Annotated in this window: 15 protein-coding genes, 1 tRNA gene and 2 pseudogenes; 11 read left to right on the top strand and 7 right to left on the bottom strand. The window is 49.5% G+C overall.

Features of this window, described 5'->3' with window-relative positions:
* Positions 1–54: 54 nt before the first annotated feature.
* Positions 55–2,328 (bottom strand): phage/plasmid primase, P4 family, encoded by a 2,274-nt coding sequence (locus MCB1EB_RS08425; RefSeq protein ID WP_081953576.1) that lies wholly within the window; start codon positions 2,326–2,328, stop codon positions 55–57.
* A gap of 189 nt (positions 2,329–2,517) precedes the next feature.
* A complete protein-coding gene (locus MCB1EB_RS08430; protein ID WP_232034100.1) occupies positions 2,518–2,733 on the bottom strand; it encodes a helix-turn-helix domain-containing protein in 216 nt (71 codons plus the stop codon).
* 128 nt (positions 2,734–2,861) lie between these two features.
* Between MCB1EB_RS08430 and MCB1EB_RS08435 the strand changes: the two genes are divergently transcribed.
* The 11 genes and pseudogenes from MCB1EB_RS08435 (at position 2,862) to MCB1EB_RS08490 (ending at position 14,141) form a co-directional block, all read left to right on the top strand.
* The gene (locus tag MCB1EB_RS08435) at positions 2,862–3,584 is read left to right on the top strand and encodes an XRE family transcriptional regulator (protein WP_026921839.1); all 723 of its coding nucleotides are present in this window, start codon (positions 2,862–2,864) and stop codon (positions 3,582–3,584) included.
* Between the two features lie 200 nt (positions 3,585–3,784).
* Complete coding sequence (locus MCB1EB_RS08440) at positions 3,785–4,285, top strand: hypothetical protein (protein ID WP_152034322.1); 501 nt, start codon at positions 3,785–3,787, stop codon at positions 4,283–4,285.
* A 3-nt stretch (positions 4,286–4,288) separates the two neighbouring features.
* Complete coding sequence (locus MCB1EB_RS08445; RefSeq protein WP_045365205.1) at positions 4,289–5,524, top strand: DUF2800 domain-containing protein; 1,236 nt, start codon at positions 4,289–4,291, stop codon at positions 5,522–5,524.
* Between the two features lie 184 nt (positions 5,525–5,708).
* Positions 5,709–6,284, top strand: coding sequence for a DUF2815 family protein (locus MCB1EB_RS08455; protein WP_026921842.1), 576 nt, complete (start codon positions 5,709–5,711; stop codon positions 6,282–6,284).
* A 578-nt stretch (positions 6,285–6,862) separates the two neighbouring features.
* The gene (locus MCB1EB_RS08460; protein ID WP_052394041.1) at positions 6,863–7,459 is read left to right on the top strand and encodes a Rha family transcriptional regulator; all 597 of its coding nucleotides are present in this window, start codon (positions 6,863–6,865) and stop codon (positions 7,457–7,459) included.
* Complete coding sequence (locus tag MCB1EB_RS08465; protein WP_081953575.1) at positions 7,460–9,640, top strand: DNA polymerase; 2,181 nt, start codon at positions 7,460–7,462, stop codon at positions 9,638–9,640.
* Between the two features lie 100 nt (positions 9,641–9,740).
* A complete protein-coding gene (locus MCB1EB_RS08470; protein ID WP_045365199.1) occupies positions 9,741–10,028 on the top strand; it encodes a PDDEXK family nuclease in 288 nt (95 codons plus the stop codon).
* A gap of 2 nt (positions 10,029–10,030) precedes the next feature.
* Positions 10,031–11,428 (top strand): DEAD/DEAH box helicase, encoded by a 1,398-nt coding sequence (locus MCB1EB_RS08475; protein WP_045366421.1) that lies wholly within the window; start codon positions 10,031–10,033, stop codon positions 11,426–11,428.
* Between the two features lie 135 nt (positions 11,429–11,563).
* Positions 11,564–12,807: pseudogene (locus tag MCB1EB_RS08480) on the top strand (2-hydroxycarboxylate transporter family protein).
* Positions 12,808–12,820: 13 nt separating this feature from the next.
* Positions 12,821–13,051 carry a DUF4224 domain-containing protein gene (locus MCB1EB_RS08485; protein WP_045365196.1) on the top strand — a complete coding sequence of 77 codons (231 nt, stop codon included), beginning with the start codon at positions 12,821–12,823 and terminating at the stop codon, positions 13,049–13,051.
* Positions 13,014–14,141 carry a site-specific integrase gene (locus tag MCB1EB_RS08490; RefSeq protein WP_045365193.1) on the top strand — a complete coding sequence of 376 codons (1,128 nt, stop codon included), beginning with the start codon at positions 13,014–13,016 and terminating at the stop codon, positions 14,139–14,141. Before MCB1EB_RS08485 ends, MCB1EB_RS08490 begins: the two co-directional genes overlap by 38 nt.
* Positions 14,142–14,207: 66 nt before the next feature.
* Here MCB1EB_RS08490 and MCB1EB_RS08495 read toward each other — a convergent pair.
* From MCB1EB_RS08495 to eno, 5 genes and pseudogenes are all read right to left on the bottom strand, one after another.
* Positions 14,208–14,283: transfer RNA gene (locus MCB1EB_RS08495), tRNA-His, on the bottom strand.
* Positions 14,284–14,421: 138 nt separating this feature from the next.
* The gene (locus MCB1EB_RS08500) at positions 14,422–15,204 is read right to left on the bottom strand and encodes a GNAT family N-acetyltransferase (protein WP_313790305.1); all 783 of its coding nucleotides are present in this window, start codon (positions 15,202–15,204) and stop codon (positions 14,422–14,424) included.
* Positions 15,205–15,357: 153 nt separating this feature from the next.
* The gene (locus MCB1EB_RS08505; protein ID WP_081953574.1) at positions 15,358–17,793 is read right to left on the bottom strand and encodes a penicillin-binding protein 1A; all 2,436 of its coding nucleotides are present in this window, start codon (positions 17,791–17,793) and stop codon (positions 15,358–15,360) included.
* Positions 17,794–17,895: 102 nt separating this feature from the next.
* Positions 17,896–18,201, bottom strand: a pseudogene (gene ftsB / locus MCB1EB_RS08510) (cell division protein FtsB); the annotation flags it as partial.
* Between the two features lie 108 nt (positions 18,202–18,309).
* Positions 18,310–19,605, bottom strand: a complete 1,296-nt coding sequence (gene eno, locus MCB1EB_RS08515; protein WP_045365186.1) for a phosphopyruvate hydratase — start codon at positions 19,603–19,605, stop codon at positions 18,310–18,312.
* Between the last annotated feature and the right edge of the window lie 8 nt (positions 19,606–19,613).

A 19,613-nucleotide genomic window follows, 5' to 3' on the forward strand; every position in this document is an offset into this window, starting at 1 on the left:
GACTTTAACCCTGGACAATCACCCTGGACAAGCCCTGACCGACCCTGACCACGATCAAGCGAATCCGCATAAATCTACGTGTTTAACGCGTATACCCGTATAGCCACATATCCGCGCATCGCCAACTCTGTGCCGCATCGCCCTCAATCCGCAAAAAGCTGCACGTAAGTTCTTTGCAAAAATTTCCCTGTTCCACAATTGCTTGCGTTCCTGTTCGTTACACCAGCTTCGCCAGGCTCCAAAAAGTTCACTGGTCGGGGTAAAAAATTCACTGCCTAGTTCGCAAACCTCGTCCACGAACGCCCCAATCGGGCTGTTTAACGCAGCCATTTCGTCAACCTCAACTTGCCCGCTTGCTGGCTGTATAAAGCGCCCTCGCTGGCGAAGGCGATCCAGCCCTTCCAGTGACCACCGCAAAATACCTGGCATCTCTGCGATTAACCGATCGCTTAGCCCAAGGTCTTCCCGTCCGTAGAACGACTGGCGTAGAGATAGGATGATGAAGCGGCCTACTAGAGCCCCAGAGGCATCACCAAGTTGGGGCGTCTCGTTGGTCAACACCACGAACCGAGTAGATAAGCGTCCATGCCACGCCTCCCTGTTTTTACGGTCAATCGTTATGTCATCCTCGCCCGAGATCATTAGCAGGCGTTCTACGATAGCTTGCGTATTCGACTGGCCACTAATACGGGCGTCAGGCACCAGGGCGAGTAACTTGTTGATCAGGGGCTGCATACCAAAGTTCAAAGCCAAGCTATTCAGTGTCGGACTGGCTACATTGCTACGCCCCACCAGTACAGAAAGCACACGGCCAATGGTGCCTTTGCCCGAGCGCTTGGGCCCGATAAGGAGAAACATTTTTTGCTGGCGAGTATCAGCTGTAATTAAATAGCCGAACATCTCTTGCAATGTCTGAATGCTCTCGGTGTCCCCCTCAAAAACCTGGTCGAGGAATGTTAGCCAGTTTTGCGGCGTGGCATCGGCATCCCATGGATAAGGAAGTGCGTTGAGATTGAAGTAACCTGGCGTATGCGGCAAAAGCTGCCGGCTCTTCACGTGGAGAAGGCCATTCGCCACGGTAATTAGATCATGGGGTGCAGCGCCGCTGTATCCAGGCAACCAGCGAGGCGCAGCGACCCCAGGCAAAGCGCCAACTGCCCGCAATGCGTCCAAGCCGCTTTCCACTTGCGACTTGCTCGGTTTGAAAGGCTCAATTCCACCTTCCTTGGCATACTTTTTAGATTTTCCCAACCACAACCAGAAGGACGCACGAATTTCATCGTCAGACATCTCGACCCAGTGGCTGCCGACGTGCCGGTACCATACCCCTTGGACTCGTTGCAGAGTCTGACCTTCGTCGCCCTGCGCCTCACACTCGATGTAGCGATGCGCCATGCTGATAAAATCTTTGGCATCTAACACCACATCATCTTTGCTCTTAGCCAGAGTCGCGGCCCGACGAATATATCGCAATGTCACTGGAGGCCGGCTTCCTAAGCGTCCAAAACCATCCCATTTGGCCTCGAGCAATTCTCTCCCAGGATACTTTCCTGTTTTCTCGCTATCGCTCCAGGCATCCCACAAATCTATCCCCCTCACCTCCCCACCGGTTTCATGATGCAGCGCCATCCCGACTTGTAACCAATCTAGATAACCCATATCAGGATCTAGACAGGACAGCCATTCCCGTATCTCATCATCTGAAGCATTAAGCGGAGAAACATACGTCATTAGAGGATCGTCATCATCAGTTATCGCTGGATGAGTCGAGGCCCCGGGAAATCGTTCGTTAAACAGCGTCAGGATGTCATCACTCAGGTCTTCTATCCTGTCTTCGAAACCAAGCATTTCGCAAATAGGCAAGACATCCCCAGTAAAGGTCAGAAAACCTCGACTACAAAACGTCTCGAAGCCGAAAACGCCTGGCCTTGCACGAGATTTTTTGTCGGCAAGCATGCCGCGCATGAAGGCATGTACGCCCTTGCCGCTGGGCGACCATTCGGCGTAGGTGCCTGCGATGAGACATTCGACTTCCCGCAGTAAATTCCCCTCCAGGTCAACGACGTCATCGAAGTCCAGACCGACCAAGCCCCAGTCCGGTAGCATGGCGAAGCCGACTCCATCCCAGCCACCTGCCTCGAATACCGCGATAGCCTCATCGAACGAAGCAAGGTTCGCTCTATCCGCCACGCTGCCTTGCTTGCCGTTACGTGGTACGCCGTTAACATAAAAAGGTACCTTGAGCTGCTTCTTCCCCCCTGGCTCCTGGACAAATTTCCACACCAGCCAGCCACGCATCTCTTTCAACAACGAGGGAGCATTCATCATGCGCCATCCTGTAAACTTGCTGAGTACTGGCGAACATGACGGAGATTCTTTACGCTTTCAAAAAATTGTTTAACAGAAGCGTTCTTCTTGCAACATTTCATATTGTGGAAGAAATTCATTACATTCTCTTTCAATAAAGTGCTTTGACATGGGCGTTTGCTACTATCGTCTCTTCACCTCTATTCACATTCATTCAACTAACTCCTCCAGTTTAAGAACAGCATTACGTAATTTAACTACCAGACTGTATTTCGGGTCTTTGTGCATACCGTGCAAAATCCGACTAATGGTGGCTTGTGTCGATTCAGTCTCATTGGCAATCTCCTCCTGAGACCAACCCGCCCTAACTAACAAAACAACAAGCTCAGAAGGTGTGTGCAGATATGCTTGTGGGATATTGTTCACTATTAAATACCCTTTCGTTTTGATCAGGAGCGCATACTATAGCTATACTTTCCAAAAAATGAAATACCTTAATGGTTTGTATTATAATAATATACGTTTACGCATGCGTGGTTTAACCGGGGAAATATATGAAAACCGTGAACAAAAATTTGGCTTTTTTAATAAAAAAGGCCGGCATCAATGCCACCAAACTGGCGAAAGCCACTGGGATTAACCAGCCAACAGTCCACCGCATTCTTTCAGGGGAAAGTGATGATCCTCGCTCAACTACCCTAGCCCCTTTGGCGGAATACTTTGGATGTTCTGCTGAAGCGTTGCGCAGCATAGATCTAGAACGGATGTATGAAAAGCACCCTGCAGAGACGATGCTAAAGCTTATGGAAAACCTCAAAGATGAGAACAACGCGGCAACCAACGTTGCGTTTCTAGCTCCACTTGTAAAAAAAATGAAGGAAGTGCTAGTTATAGGTACTGTAGAAGGTGCAACAGACGGTTCTTTAAAAGAAATGAGGCCCACCGAGGATTTCAGCAACTTGGTCATTGAGTACCCAGGCCGAGGCAAAGATGTCTACGCCCTAAGAATCAAAGGCGAAGCCATGCGCCCCAGGATTCGATCTGGAGAATTTATTATTGTTGAGCCGTTCACTGAACCTCGCTCAGCTGATGACGTTATTGTCATTTTCGATGATGGAAAGAAGATGCTAAGAGAACTGCTTTATGTTCGTGATGGAGACGTTACCCTAGGCCCCATTAACGGTAATTCTGTGCCCATCAGCATTCCAACTAAAGACCTAAAATTACAATATGTCGCAGCCATTATCCCGAGAGGCAAAGCTTATAAAGCTGAGTAGAAAGACAGAAAAATATTTTAGAGTAAAAATACTAATTTAATTTTGAGACCTCCAGCATGGCAGCAGTGATACAACGAATATCCTGACTATTGCTTATTCCAACAGGCCCGATAGCCATCTCCTCCAACTGCGCAAATCCCGCCCATTTACCATCGGCGGGATTTTTTTCGCTTTAAGTTTATTTAATATACGTTTACGTATTGACATATAAAACACGAAATAACATTATTCACTCGGGTATCAAAAATGAAGAAGCGGCAAATGATGTCCGTCTAAATGACTCAAACCAACTTAAGAATTTAGGAGCTTCTATGTTTCCAATCACCGTCACCATCAGCAACCAGGCACAATTCAATGCCGTTATGGCCTTATTTCAAAATGCAGATAACGAGCCAGTAATCAATACCTCCCCTGCAATAAATGCCAAGAGCAAAACTGCGCCCAAAAAAGAAACGGTTAAAAAGGATAGCTCTGCGCCAGCAAATCTTACGACCACCGAGGTGCCAGCAATATTGGTAGCTAATAAGCAACCAACCTACACATACGAAGAGGCCGCGAAAGTGCTCCTCGAATTCTCAAAGACCGATGGATACGGTACGGTTAAAGCCGTGTTGAGGCAATTCGGTGCAAATAACCTGCCTGAGATTAAGCCGGAAAACTATGCAGCAGTGATTGAAGCTGTAATGGCCGCAAAGGGGTAAGTCATGGCGTTGGCACATGCGCAACTATCCCCTTCCAGCGCACATCGTTGGCTGTACTGCCCCGCTAGCGTAGCCCTTGAGGCTGCCTATCTTGATGAGTCAAGCGAATTCGCGGACGAAGGGACCGCCGCTCACGACTTGGCTGCTCTGGCTCTTACAGAAGGTAAAGATGCGGTTGCTTACCTGGGGCGCACCACCAAAGTCAACAACAAAGAGTGGGAGTTCACTGATGAGATGACCGGATATGTTCAGAAATATCTGGATTACGTCCGTAGCATCAAAGGTGTGCTGATGGTCGAACAACGTTTACCCATCGAGGATATTACGGGTGAAGAAGGAGCCAAAGGCACATCGGATGCTGTGATTCTGGCTGGCGATGAACTTATCATTGTCGACCTTAAATATGGCCGTGGCGTCAAAGTAGAGGCTGACCATAACGAGCAATTGGCAATTTATGCCCAGGCTGCACTTGACGCGTTTGGGTTCCTTGGTGAATTTAAACGCATGCGTCTGGTCATTGTTCAGCCTCGTCTAGGCCATATTAGTGAATGGGCCAGCAGCAGCCTCGATTATCTTCAATCTTTTACTGATCGCGTCAAGATCGGCGCGGATCGATGCAAAGCCGCTGTCACCTACTTTAAGCAACACAATACGCTTCATCCCAATTATTTCATGCCAGGCGAAAAGCAATGCCGCTTCTGCAAAGCAAAAGCAACCTGTCCCGTATTAGCCCAGCATGTACTAACGACTGTTGCTGATGATTTTGTAGATTTAGCCAAACCCATTGCACCGCAGATCGAAAACGCTACGAATCGTACGGTCGATAACAAAACTCTGGGCAATCTGCTTGGATCCGTGGATTTGATCGAGAACTGGTGCAAAGCCATCCGCGGCAAAGTCGAAAGCGAACTCCTAACCGGCAATCCAGTATCTGGCTACAAGTTAGTTGAGGGTCGCCGTGGCTCCCGTAAATGGATGGATGCAGCCGAAGTCGAAAAAACGCTCAAAACCATGCGTTTAAAAACCGAGCAGATGTATGAGCTTTCGCTAATCTCCCCAACAACAGCTGAGAAACTGCACAAATCCGGCAGCATTGGTCCGCGCCAATGGCCCAAGTTGCAAGCGCTGATTACTCAGTCAGAGGGTAAAGCAAGCGTTGCGCCTGAATCCGATAAGCGCCCCGCACTTGGTATTGCATCGGTCTCTGATGACTTTGAAAATTTGAAAGAAGCAGCGTGAAAGACGACCAGGACTACCCACTTGGGCTTGCAAAAGTACTACCGCTTCATGCAGCCAAGCTACTGCACCATGCAGCGCAAACCCCGATTTCTATATGCGACTCGCAGTCGAGGATAGAAGCAATCGACCAGGCCACCGATTGGATTAAACGAAAGTACCCACAATTTTTTAGATAGGAATAGATATGAAACTCAAACTAAATAATGTACGTCTCGCATTCCCTGCGTTATTTGAAGCCAAAACTGTGAATGGTGAAGGCAAGCCTTCGTTTTCCGCCGTTTTCCTGATAAGCAAACATGATCCTCAAGTCAAAATCATCATGCAGGCCTTCGATATAACTGCAAAAGAGAAGTGGGGCGCAAAAGCAGAAAGCATCCTCAAGCAATTACGTAACCAGGATAAAACCGCTCTGCACGATGGCGATAGCGACTCAAAAAAAGATTACGACGGCTTTGAAGGCAATTTATACCTATCCGCCCGCAACAGCGCACGTCCTCTGGTTCTCGACCTCGATAAAACCCCCTTGGTCGAAATGGAGGGTAGACCCTATGCGGGCTGTTACGTAAACGCTAGCGTAGAACTCTGGGCACAAGACAACAACTATGGAAAACGTATCAATGCCACTTTACGCGGCGTCCAGTTCTTCGCCGAAGGCGATGCATTCACTGGTGGCGGCTGCGCCAGTGAAGAAGAGTTTGATGATCTTAGCGTAGATACCAACATTGAAGATCTTGTGCCTCTAATGAAAGCAGCCGCATAGAGAGACTTTCATTCTTCTTCTTGCAGAAGTAATGCCGAATCTTCAGCCAGGAGGAATCCTGGCAGCCAGGGCGATTTTTTCCTCCTTTTAAATCGTGACCTGGCCGATTGACTGCCGTAAGCAGTCGCTTTCGCCGAAATAGCCTGAACGTACAACATATTGTCAGCGGGACACGCCATGTTAAACAGAATTGAATTAGCGAAAACAGGTAGTAAAAAGCCGATTGCGAACGACTTAATGCAGATCAAAGCAAGGCCCTCCAAATTTGAGAACCTTTACAAAAATATTTACGACACTCTATTTGCAATTTTTAACGGATTCAACTATTCTAGTCTTGTCTCGAGAGAGATGGAGCCTAGAACCTCCAAGGATAAGCGGTGCCCGCACCCGATAGATTTGCGTTTTTTTTACGCCCCGGACATTCAGCCATGGCCGGGAGGGCGACGGATACAAGACCCAAAAGGGAAAGAAGTCCACCTAGCTTATCCTAGGTTTCTAGCCTCCCGGCCGCCTTGCCGGATGTGTCTAGAAACGCTCCGGCAAGACGTTTATCACAACGTCTCGATAAGGAGCGTTTCATGACTACGTCCATTATTACTACGGGCGCAATTGCCCGATCCAATATCCCTACGATGTCTAGCTTGGAGATCGCTAGGTTAACTGATAAAACGCACAATAATGTTTTAAGGGACATTCGCAACGTTTTAATTCAAGCTGAAATCGATCTGCTCAGATTTGAGCAGATCGAAAAATTCGCAAACAATCGTACCCGTGTTGTCTATAACCTCCCTCGTCTAGAATGCGATCTAATCGTCAGTGGCTATAGTGTTAAATACCGTTGGTCTATCATCCAACGGTGGCATGAACTAGAAAAACAAGCTGCACAGCGATCTTTACCATCGACTACGCTTTTGCCTGTAGAGCAAATCAAAGAACTCCAAATCCGTTTGGATCGCTTGAGCAATCTATTTAACCCACTCAGTCAGCCTTTCGGTGATGTCACGGACATTTCTCGTTTGCTAAGAGGACGCTGCCCAAGGTTGAATAAACCTGTGCCTTCTTACGTTAACGTCCTCGATACATCTGCTGAGATTCACGAGAACTGGCCCACCTGGAAATTTCACGTATCTCCTACCAAGAAATTAGCGCCAAAACATGAACTGGAGGAGGTCTAAATGCTCGCCCACTCCATACATTCTCAATACGATAAGGATGCTCTTGTCTCGGCCCTGGCCAAGCAAGCTCAAGCAGTCCATTATCGGGAAGGCCTTGCCATAAAAAAGCTCTACATTGACCTTGAGACATACTGCGAAACGCCGATTACCCATGGCACGCATGCGTATGCTGAAAATGCAGAGATCATGTTGTTTGCCTGGGCGCTGGATGATAGCGCTGTGAATGTGTGGGACTGCACAGCGGATCCAGCAGTTCCGCCCGATCTACTCCGCGCATTCAACGATCCCTCAGTAGAGATTTGGGCGCACAACTCACATTTTGATCGTACCGTACTCGCCCATGCAGCTCCATTTCCGGCAGCCTATCTTGCCGCCCAAAATGTCCAGCGCTGGCGCGACACTCTGGTAAAAGCGTTTGCCCATTCTCTACCTGGCGCACTGAGTACCCTGTGTGAAATTTTCAAGATACCCACAGACCAAGCCAAAGATAAAGAAGGTCTCCAGTTAGTCAATTTATTCTGCAAACCCCGTCCTGCTACCAGCAAGATACGCCGTGCTACACGCGAAACCCATCCGGCAGAGTGGGCTAAGTTTGTCGAGTACGCCCGACTGGACATAGAGGCGATGCGCGCCATTGATCAGAAGCTGCCCGAATGGAATTATCGCGGCGCTGAACTTGCGCTGTGGCACCTGGATCAGCGCATCAATGATCGTGGCTTTCTGGTGGACACCGCTTTAGCCCATGCGGCGATTGAAACAGTAAACCGCGAGCAAGAGAAACTGGCGACGCGCACCCAAGAGCTGACGGAAGGCGACGTCAATACAGCGACCCAACGAGATGCCCTGCTAGGTTATTTATTAAAGACGCACGGTATCGAATTGCCAGACTTGCAAAAAAGCACGCTGGAGCGTCGCATTCAAGACCCCGCATTGCCTTCGGGACTACGTGAATTACTTGCTATCCGATTACAAGCCAGCACGACCAGCACCAGCAAATATAAGACCCTGGTCAATGGCGTTAGCAAAGACGATCGGCTACGCGGCACCTTGCAATTTAATGGTGCCCATCGTACCGGTCGTTGGGCGGGTCGCTTGTTTCAACCTCAAAACATCCCAAAACCTGCGTTGAGCCAGTCTCATATCAATATCGGTATTGACGCCATCAAATCGGATTGTGCTGACCTGATTTTCGATAATGTGATGGAACTGACCAGCAGCGCCATTCGGGGCAGCATTATTGCACCACAAGGTAAAAAACTGGTGATCGCAGACTTATCCAATATTGAAGGCCGTGTATTGGCCTGGCTTGCGGGCGAAGAGTGGAAGTTGCAAGCCTTTCGTGATTTTGATGCGGGTATTGGGCAGGATCTCTACAAACTGGCTTTTGCCAAATCCTTTGGGATTAAGCCAGAAAACGTGACGGACGAAAATCGGCAAGTCGGCAAGGTGCAAGAACTCGCACTCGGCTATGAAGGGGGCGTGGGCGCGTTTTTGACCTTTTCAGCAGTCTACCGCATCGATCTAGAAGCGATGAGCGAAAAAGCCATTGGCTCAATACCTGGCAATCTCCTAGCAGAAGCCGAAAAAGCGCTCGCTTGGGCTAGGATGATGAAACGCCCCACCTTTGGGTTATCCGAGAGAGCATGGTTAGTCTGCGATTCATTTAAGCGCTCGTGGCGCTACGCGCACCCGAAAATCACCTCCTTTTGGAAAGAACTGGAAGAAGCGGCACGCTCAGCTATTTTTTGTCCAGGTATGACTTTTACTTGCCGCCGCCTCAAGCTACAGCGCGATGGTGCATGGATGCGGATTCACCTGCCCTCCGGCCGATACCTCTGTTACCCCAGCCCGAAAATCAGTGAATCCGAAAAAATCTCTTACATGGGCGTAGACCAGTACACCCGTAAATGGAGCCGTCTAAACACATACGGCGGGAAGTTGGCCGAGAACATCACTCAAGCGGTTAGCCGCGACCTCCTTGCCGCGAATATGCAGGCGATTGAGGATGCCGGCTACAAGATTGTGCTTTCCGTACATGACGAGCTGATTACAGAAACGCCCGATTCCGAAGAATTCAATGTCGACCGCCTCGCAGCGATGATGTCAAGCAATCCCCTATGGGCTGAGGGATTACCGCTTGCCGCTACAGGTTTTGAAACCTACAGATATAGGAAGCAATAGACATGCAACGCATCATCAATGCCACTCGCCTTTTCTCTATGTACCGCAGCTGGGGATTTTCATTGAACGTAGCACTCCGCCTTTCTTGGGAGCGCTCAGCATGAAAGAAAGCATGATTGAAAAACATCTGGTCGAGCGCGTCAAAACACTGGGCGGAGAAATTCGCAAAGTTAAATGGATCGGTCGGCGCGGCGCACCGGACCGCGTAGCGATGTTGCCCGATGTCTGCGGCCCGCTATGGGTTGAACTCAAAGCCGCCGGTAAGAATTGCCGTCCTCACCAAATCCGCGAGCACGAACGCATGAAGCGAATGGGGCAGCGTGTTTTTGTCATCAACTCCTTGGAAGGCGTGGATGACCTGCTTTTCAGTATCCAAAACCGAGGATGAACATGGCCCGTCAGACATTCACCCCCCGGCCCTACCAGCACAGGATGATCGATCACACGCTATCGACCAAACGCGGTGCTGTTTGGGCGGGTATGGGCATGGGTAAGTCTGTTTCTACGCTCTCCGCGCTGGATATTCTGGAGTTGGTTGAGCCGGGTCCCGCCTTAGTGTTAGCGCCATTACGCGTTGCAGCCTGCACCTGGCCGGATGAAGCGAAGAAATGGGTGCATTTAAAAGACGTCGAAGTTTCCGCAGTAGTCGGCACACCGGCTGAGCGTTGTGCCGCACTCAAACGCCCTGCTACCGTCTACACCACTAACTACGACAACCTCCCCTGGTTAGTTGAGCACTATGGCAATAAGTGGCCGTTCCTCAAAGTCGTCGCTGACGAATCGACAAAACTTAAATCTTTTAGAATCCGTCAGGGCAGTAAGCGTGCGCATGCGCTAGGCTGTGTGGCTCATTCCAAAATAAACCGGTTTATTGAATTAACCGGCACCCCTAGTCCGAACGGATTACAAGATCTTTGGGGGCAAGCATGGTTCCTCGATCAAGGGGTGCGGCTTGGACGCAGTTTTGAAGCTTTTAAATCCCGCTGGTTCCAGTCGATTCAAGTGGGTTCTGATCGGCACGCGGTCAAGCTCAACCCCTTACCCTTTGCTCAAGAGCAAATTGAAGAGCGGTTACGCGACCTGTGTATCTCCCTGGATGCGCGAGACTATTTTGATACCGCACAGCCTGTCACGCACACCATTTACGTTGAGTTGCCGACCAAAGCCCGTCAGATTTATACAGAAATGGAGCGTGAAATGTTTCTGGCGCTGGACTGCGGCACTGAAATTGAGGCATTGAATGCAGCGAGCAAAACGATCAAATGCTTACAACTTGCAAACGGGGCAATCTATACAGACGATACTGGCAGTGCGTGGGCCGAAGTTCACGATGTCAAATTACAAGCGCTCGAAGAAATTATTGAAGAAGCAGCCGGTATGCCTGTGCTCGTCGCTTACCACTTCAAAAGCGACCTGATCCGATTACAAAAAGCCTTCCCTAAAGGCCGTGCACTTGATCAAAACCCTCACACGATACGAGATTGGAACGCAGGAAAAATACCCGTTCTATTTGCCCATCCTGCTAGCGCAGGCCATGGCTTAAATCTGCAAGACGGTGGAAATATTTTAGTGTTCTTCGGCCACTGGTGGGACCTTGAACAATTCTTACAGATTATCGAACGGATCGGACCGACTCGCCAAGCCCAAGCAGGACATAACCGGCCGGTATTCGTTTACTCCATCGTCGCAGCGGACACCGTGGATGAAAGTGTGATGGCGCGACGAGATTCAAAACGGGGCATTCAAGATTTATTGCTAGAAGCCATGAAGAGAAAGAGAGCCGCCTGAAACCAGGCTATCTAAACAGATGGAGATCCAATCATGCACGCTTTTTTCTATTACGCCAGACACTGCTATCAAAGTTGGTTGAAGGTTGCACCACATCGGGCAAGCGCGCCTAGATGGATGAATCTCAAAATCGGCATGATTCCCTTGCCTATTTTTAGCCTGATTGGGTTTTGCCTGATTGCGCTTGTTACATTGGGCAAAGTGCCGAGCGAAATTTCGGTGGTGCTGCCCATCATGGCAGTGCTTAGCGTTGGCTGCGCCGAAATGGGCAAACATCTACCCCTGTTGCGTCACATGGGCGGTCCCGTCATTGTGACAGTTTTGCTACCGTCTTATTTCGTCTACAGCGAGTTAATGCCCACTGAGTTAGTCGGCTCAATCAGCGACTTCTGGCACGCAACGAATATTCTTTATCTGTTTACGGTAGCGGTAGTAGTCGGCGGCATTCTGAGCATGGATCGGCATATTCTAATCAAGGGGTTCGTTAAGCTTTTCATTCCCCTTGCTGCCGGCTCAATAGCCTCAGCGATCATCGGCACCCTCACGGCGTGGCATTGGGGCTGAGCGCCCGTCACACATTCTTTTATATCGTGGTGCCGATTATGGCCGGCGGCCTAGGCGAAGGGGCCATTCCGCTCACGCTAGGTTATGCGGCGATTCTAAACATCTCGCAGCCTGAACTCTTTGCACAAGTCATGCCCCCGATTGTTCTCGGCAATCTGGCAGCGGTGGCTTGCGCGGGCGGGCTTCACCACCTAGGCCAACATTTTCCTCACCTCAGTCAGACCGGCCAAAAACTGTCTGCGGATCACCCTAGGGCTAGACAGAACTATTCAACACCAACCGCTCTGATGGAATCACTGGCCTCAGTAGGCATGTTGGCCCTGGGTCTCTATCTGGTCGGGGTTTTGGTGAATCAATTCACCGACTGGCCTGCGCCGCTTGTAATGCTGGGCCTGGCCGTACTCATCAAACTCACTTTGAGCCTTTCATCCAACCTAGAAGAAGGGGCTTATTTAATGCACCACTTCTTTGCCAAAGCCGCCGCCTATCCCATTTTGTTTGGATTGGGACTCACGCTCACGCCGTGGGAAACTTTGCTCTCAGCCCTTAACCCCGCTTATTTCGTGACGATCTTTGTGACCGTCGTGACCCTCGCTTTGACAGGTTTGATTGTCGGGCGCTGGATTGGTTTAAACCCGATTGAAAGCGCCATCATCAATGTTTGCCACAGCGGTATGGGCAGTGTGGGCGATATGGCCATTCTGACTTCCGCGCATCGTATGCAACTGATGCCATTCGCACAATTGGCAACGCGTATTGGCGGAGCGCTCACGATCATCATCGCACTGATGATGTTTAGTCAATGTTCCGTGTGAAGAAGGAATTGTAATGAATGATTATTTATCCGCAAGCGAATTAGCCAATTTGGTCGGCTGTAAATCTAATCAACGCAACCAGATGATTAGGTGGCTTGAAAACCATCGCTGGAGATTTGTAATAGATCGATTTGGGTTACCCAAAGTAGCTCGTGCCTATCACAACAAAAAAATGGGCATTTTTGAAGAAAAATTTCAAACAAAGTATGCAGAAACTCCCAACCTCCAAGCCTTCGCTTCGTAGAGAACCCACAGGGATTGCTCGCCTGTATAAGCGTACCGGCATTACAAAAACCTCGTTCATTTACCTTTATCCAGATGGACGCGGTGAAACTCTTGCATCCGCACCACGCGGGGATCGTTCAGCAGCGGCAAGAGCAGAATTAATAGCCAAGCGTCGGGCTTTGGATATTCAAGCCGGTCAAATCGTTGTCGGTTCGATTGCTGAATTGATTGATCGCTTCCTGAGTGAAATCGACCCGGTGCATTACAGAGATCAATCCAAACACGGTATCGATGTACGTAAGCTGCGCTACGCGAATTTACAGAAATTCTTCGGCAAAATGGCTCCTCGCTCACTCAAAATGGTGCACGGCTATCAATATCTGGATGCTCGCGCCAAGGCGGGTGCACCGGCCAGCGCTAATAAAGATATAGCAGCCATGCAAACTATTTGTCACTATGCGGTTCGATGGGGAGTCATTGAAGCGAATCCTTTCATTGGCTTACTCCTCAATAAAACAGAAACCAAAACACGTACTGTCACGCCCCGCCAAGTTATCCGCTTTTATTTATGGGCAGTCAAACAAGATTTACCCTTTAAAACCATGGGATGTGCGGCTTTATTCGCGTACCTAACGGGCTTTCGGGCAGCCGAGGTGCGCCCATTTGATATGAATGGAATCAAAAAGGAAGGGGTGATAGTTGAAAGCGCCAAACGTAAAAAGGGCGAAAAAGCTGTTTTTAAATTACGCGAGTGGTCCCCTCGGCTACGCACTGTCGTTGCCCGTGCTCAGCAAAACCGACGATTTTTCGGTTCAGCGCTGTTCGGAAACAAAAAGGGACTGGCTTATACGCGCAGTGGCTGGGGCGCAGTGTGGCAGGATGCAATGCAAGCTTGGATTAAAACCGAGGCAGAAAAAGTAAACCAACCCGAAAACCAGATTAGGGAGACCTTTTACTTCACTCTAAACGATGGTCGCCCAACGGCAATTACTAAAAAATTAGAGCGCAGAGATGCGGATGTTTATGATTTTGCGGCCCATGCAAACCCTACAACCACGCACAAACATTATGATCGTCGGAAGGTTAAAAAAGCCGCTGCTACAAATTAGAAAATTGACAAATCGGGAATTTCGTTGACAAATTGGGGTGGGCACTTCCCGCAAAGCCTTATGCGGTGGGGTGACCGACGGGGCTCGAACCCGCGACAACTGGAATCACAATCCAGGACTCTACCAACTGAGCTACGGCCACCACTGATAAACATATATCTGCCAGCCAAGAAATAGCTTGCAGAAAGAGTCGCATTATACAAAGCCCAAGGCTCTTTCGCTAGTACTATTTAGCAATCTTATGCATTACACTTCAACTTCAATCGTCCACTGGCGCTTTCTAAAAACACTCACTACGTTGTTCAGCAACTAAAAAGTGCCTGGCGTAACGGGGATTAATTTCCGAGAGATTGAATAGTGTAAGAAAGTCAGCCGTGTTAAAAGCCGGATCAAATGCCGGTGCGCCGCAAATTTTTGCGCCAAGGCGTAAATAGCCTTTGATCAGAGGTGGCAATGTAACGCTTGCCCCTGTTTGCAAAGAGTCGATGGGCAAAGCGACACGCGGAAAGGCGCGAAATTGCGCAGTAGTCATCGATTCAGCTTCTAAGGCCCGGTATAGATTAGCCGCAAAATGCCCACCATCAGCTACGGAAACACTCGCACAACCCAGCATAGTTTCATAGCCGTGGCGCAACATATATTCAGCCAAACCTGTCCATAGCGACATAATGACCATGCCGCGGCGGTAATCACGATGCACGCACGAGCGACCTACTTCAACCATTTTATGGCGTAAAGGCGCTAATTGCTCAATATTAAATTCGCCTTGTGCATATAAACGTCCAAGGCGCATAGCCCGATGTGGCGGTAAAACGCGGTAAGTGCCTACTATTTCAAATGTTTGCGGATCGCGCACAAGTAAATGATCACAGTGCGCATCGAATTCGTCGTTATCCAGGCCAGGCGCGCCCCCAATGCGAGCGCCCAGTTCTTCGGCAAATACCGTGTAGCGCAAACGTTGCGCAGCGCGCACCTCAGCCTCATCGCGCGCCCAATTCACCAACAATGGTTTTGCGTGCTTATCACCCACACAGAATGGCGTATCAGAGCTCGACCATTGCACTCGATTTAGCCTTTGTTCCATGTAATTAGTATCTCACTCTCGCCAATTCCTTGGTCACCACTCGATACTATAAAGCAGCTAGATATCATGCCTCCAGTTCCCCCTTAATGGAATTGTTGCAAGCTGACAACGTATCTAAAATCATGGCGGTGGCTATTTAAATAAGTCAAGGATCTGGTTGCGCTCAATTGAATCGGCCGCGGCTGGCAACGCGGGAGGCCTATCTTCAGCAGAAGGCTCGCCCCCTTCGCTTGCCTCGACCTCAGTCGGAAGCTCGGATACGTTGATATGCTCAAGATCAAGCTCAATCTTTTTAACGAAACCCACGCCTGGGGTCACGTTATTATAGTAGAACTCGCCGTCGAATAAGACGATGCTAGCTGGCATGGGCGCCTGATATTGGGGTTCATTGCGCAAAGCACGGCCCATATAGTCGACCCAAATTGGCAAAGCCAGCCGCGCGCCATATTCACGGGTACCCAAGCTTTTGGGTTGATCATATCCGATCCAGACGACCGCAACCAAATTGTGCTGAAAACCGGTAAACCAGCCATCCCGCGCCTGGTTAGTCGTCCCCGTTTTGCCCGCTAAGTCGGCGCGTTTTAAGACATTTGTCCCGGCCCCTGTACCATTTTGCGCAACAGATTGCAGCAGTTGGGTCATCATCCAAGCATTACGTTCTTCCAACACTCGCGGGGCGTCTTGGCCGGCGATTAAGGGCGGGGGACTTGGCAGTTCTTCGCCGTTTGCAGTGGTTATTTTGGTAATCAGATGGGGTACCACGCGGTAGCCGCCATTGGCGAATACTGCGTAAGCGCTTGCCATTTGTAGAGGTGTGGCCGACCCTGCGCCAAGGGCCAAGGGCAAATACGGAGGAAGTTTACTTTCTTCAAAACCAAATTTGCTGGTAATGAAATCCCGCGCATATTGCAAGCCAATATAATTCAAAATACGGATCGAGACTAGATTTTTCGATTTTTCAAGAGCGGTGCGTAAAGTCATTAGGCCTTCGGGCTGATCATCGTCCTTGGGCTCCCATGCGTCTCTTCCAGGACCAGATGGAAAATAAAGCGGTGCGTCGTTGATAATCGTGGCCGGCCCTATTTTTTTATCCAATGCGGCAGAGTAAATGAATGGCTTAAAGCTAGAGCCAGGTTGGCGCCAGGCTTGCGTAACGCGATTAAATTTATTTCTGCCAAAATCAAAGCCCCCTACTAACGCGCGTATTGCGCCATTTTGAGGGGTCAGCGATACTAATGCGCCTTCCACTTGTGGCATTTGTGTAATCGCCCAACGGCCGTTTTTCTTACGTATCACCCGGATAATAGCGCCTGCTTTAATTCGCTTAGCCTCTGGCGTACCCGTACTTAACGCGAGTGATGCAAAACGTAAATCATCGCCCTCAAGCGTGATCAAATCGCCGTTTAATAATTCAGCTTGTACTTTCTTCGGCTGCGCTGATAGCACCACCGCTCTTATCAATTCTTCGTCTGGCTCTTTCTGCAAGGCTTCAACAATGGCTTGCTCACGAGCTTCTGCTTTGGCCGGTAACTTAATATAGGCTTCGGGTCCGCGATAGCCATGGCGTTGCTCATAATCCATAATCCCTTTGCGCATGGCTCGATAAGCCGCCATTTGATCGACTGATCGAAGCGTCGTGACTACGTTAAAACCCTGGGTGTAAATTTCGTCTTGATATTGTTCATACATATACTGACGGACCATTTCGGCGGCATGTTCGGCATGCATGCTAAATTGATTGCTCGCACTCTTAAGTTGTAATTCTTCGCGTAAAGCCGTTTCGTATTGAGTCGCGTCAATATAATGCAAATCACGCATACGCTTTAGAATGTGCGCTTGTCTGATTTTTGCGCGCTTTGGATTAACAATTGGATTATTGGCGGACGGCGCTTTAGGCAGGCCCGCCAGCATAGCCGCTTGCGCCAGGGTAATATCTTTAAGCTCTTTACCAAAATATACATTGGCGGCGGCAGCAAACCCATATGCCCGTTGTCCCAGATAAATCTGATTCATATAGGCTTCAAGAATTTGATTTTTATTCAGAGTTGCTTCAATTCGATAGGCCAATAGCACTTCAACGAGTTTACGCCCCCAGCTTTTTTCGTTGCTTAAAAAGAAATTACGCGCAACTTGCATGGTAATCGTACTCGCCCCCTGAACTGCGTCAGTGTGCAATATATCGGCCAGCAGCGCCCGCATCATGCCAATGAAATCAACCCCGCCATGCTCATAGAAACGAGCGTCTTCAATCGCTAACACCGCATTTTTCATGGTCTGTGGGATTTCGTCTAAGTCCACTGCTTGGCGCCGTTCAATGCCAAACTCGCCAATCAGAACATGATCGGCAGTGTAGACCCGCAACGGAGCTTTAGGCTGGTAATCGGTCAGAGCATCAAGTGGGGGAAGCCTAGGGATCACCACAACCAACAGATAAATAGCGAAGAGCACGCTTAATGACAAGAAAACTGCCACGGCGCCGCCAAGCCACGCCAATAGCCTGCGTTTATCTAGTAAAGGATGGCGCTTAGCGCGCGTGGGCTCAGGGGAAGGGGTATGGTTGGGTTGCATCGAGCGTATCGCCTATAAAAGAAATTTCGTCTTTGCATTGTGCCTAGCTCGCTTTCTTGCCGGCTGAGCGGAATACAGCTATTTACGGTTCGGTTTAGGCTTAGCTGCGCTTCCTCCAGTTTCGACACGAGGCGGCGGATCAGACACTACCCTGACAAAAATTTCTCCTTTTTTAACCATGTTCAGTTGATAGCGGGCGCGCTCCTCAATGGCTGCCTCACCGTTCTGCAGATCGCGTACTTCTCCCACTAATTGCTCATTACGCAATTTTAGCTCCGCATTCTTGTGTTGCTGACGTGCAAGCTGCTGTTTAAGTTCATGCACGCGCAACCAACCACCCCGTCCCCACCACAATGGATACTGGATGAGGACCAAGAGAATGGTTAAAACAATTGTGACAAGCCGCATCGTATAACAAAAAAGCTAGGGCACTTCAATTTCGCGCTTACGCACTAGACAGTTGCGGTCGTCTAGGCAAATAAGCGCTACAAAAAACCAGCGCTTTACAGTGACCCATTACCGCAGATTATAGAATGCGGCGCGACCAGCATAGCTGGCGATCTCGCCTAAATCTTCTTCAATTCGCAGTAGTTGATTATATTTTGCAATTCGGTCGCTACGTGACAGCGATCCTGTTTTGATTTGCCCTACATTGAGACCTACCGCAATGTCGGCAATCGTCACATCTTCCGTCTCGCCCGAGCGGTGCGAGACCACGGCAGTATAAGCAGCGCGTTTCGCCATTTCAATCGCGGCAAAAGTCTCCGTTAGCGTGCCGATTTGATTAATTTTGATCAAAATTGAGTTGGCAATGCCACTGTCAATGCCTTGTTTCAAAATACGCGTGTTGGTGACGAACAAATCATCACCAACCAATTGGATTTTTTTGCCCAATTTATCGGTCAATAACCGCCAACCATCCCAGTCGTTTTCAGCCATGCCGTCTTCGATGGAGACAATCGGGAATTTATCAGCCAACGCGCTTAGGTAATCAGTAAACTCATGCGCGTGCAGTTGCAGCCCCTCTCCAGCAAGTTGATAACGCCCTTCTCGATAAAATTCGGTCGCGGCGCAATCAAGCGCCAGTAAAACATCTTCGCCCACCCGATAGCCTGCCGCTTCTATTGCTTGCAATATTGTCGACAAGCATTCCTCGTTGCTCGCAAAATCCGGCGCAAAACCGCCTTCATCGCCAACGGCTGTGCTCATTCCGCGCTTTACCAAAATATTTTTGAGCGCATGAAACACTTCAGCGCCGCAACGCAAAGCCTCGCGGAAACTCGGCTGGCTTATCGGCACAATCATAAATTCTTGAATATCCAAGCGGTTATTCGCATGCGCGCCACCGTTGACAATATTCATCATCGGCACCGGCATTTGCATCGCTGCTGAGCCGCCAAAATAGCGATATAGCGGTAAACCGGCTTCTTCAGCCGCGGCTTTCGCCACCGCCATGGATACCGCTAGCAATGCATTAGCGCCAAGCCGCCCTTTGTTGTCAGTGCCGTCGAGCTCGAGTAAGATTTTATCCAAAAACGCCTGCTCACAAGCATCAAGACCGATCACGGCTTCACAAATTTCAGTATTAATATGTTCGACCGCTTTGAGCACCCCTTTACCTAGGTAGCGACTCGGCTGATCCCCGTCAACGCCATCGCGCAGCTCAATCGCCTCGCGTGAGCCGGTTGAAGCGCCTGATGGCACAGCCGCCCGGCCCATGGTGCCGGATTCGAGCAATACATCGCATTCGACCGTAGGGTTACCCCGGGAATCGAGTATTTCGCGGCCGATAATGTCAACGATGGCACTCATATTGTCCT

This window comes from Mycoavidus cysteinexigens (assembly GCF_003966915.1).
In the GTDB taxonomy this organism is placed as follows: Bacteria; Pseudomonadota; Gammaproteobacteria; order Burkholderiales; family Burkholderiaceae; genus Mycoavidus; species Mycoavidus cysteinexigens.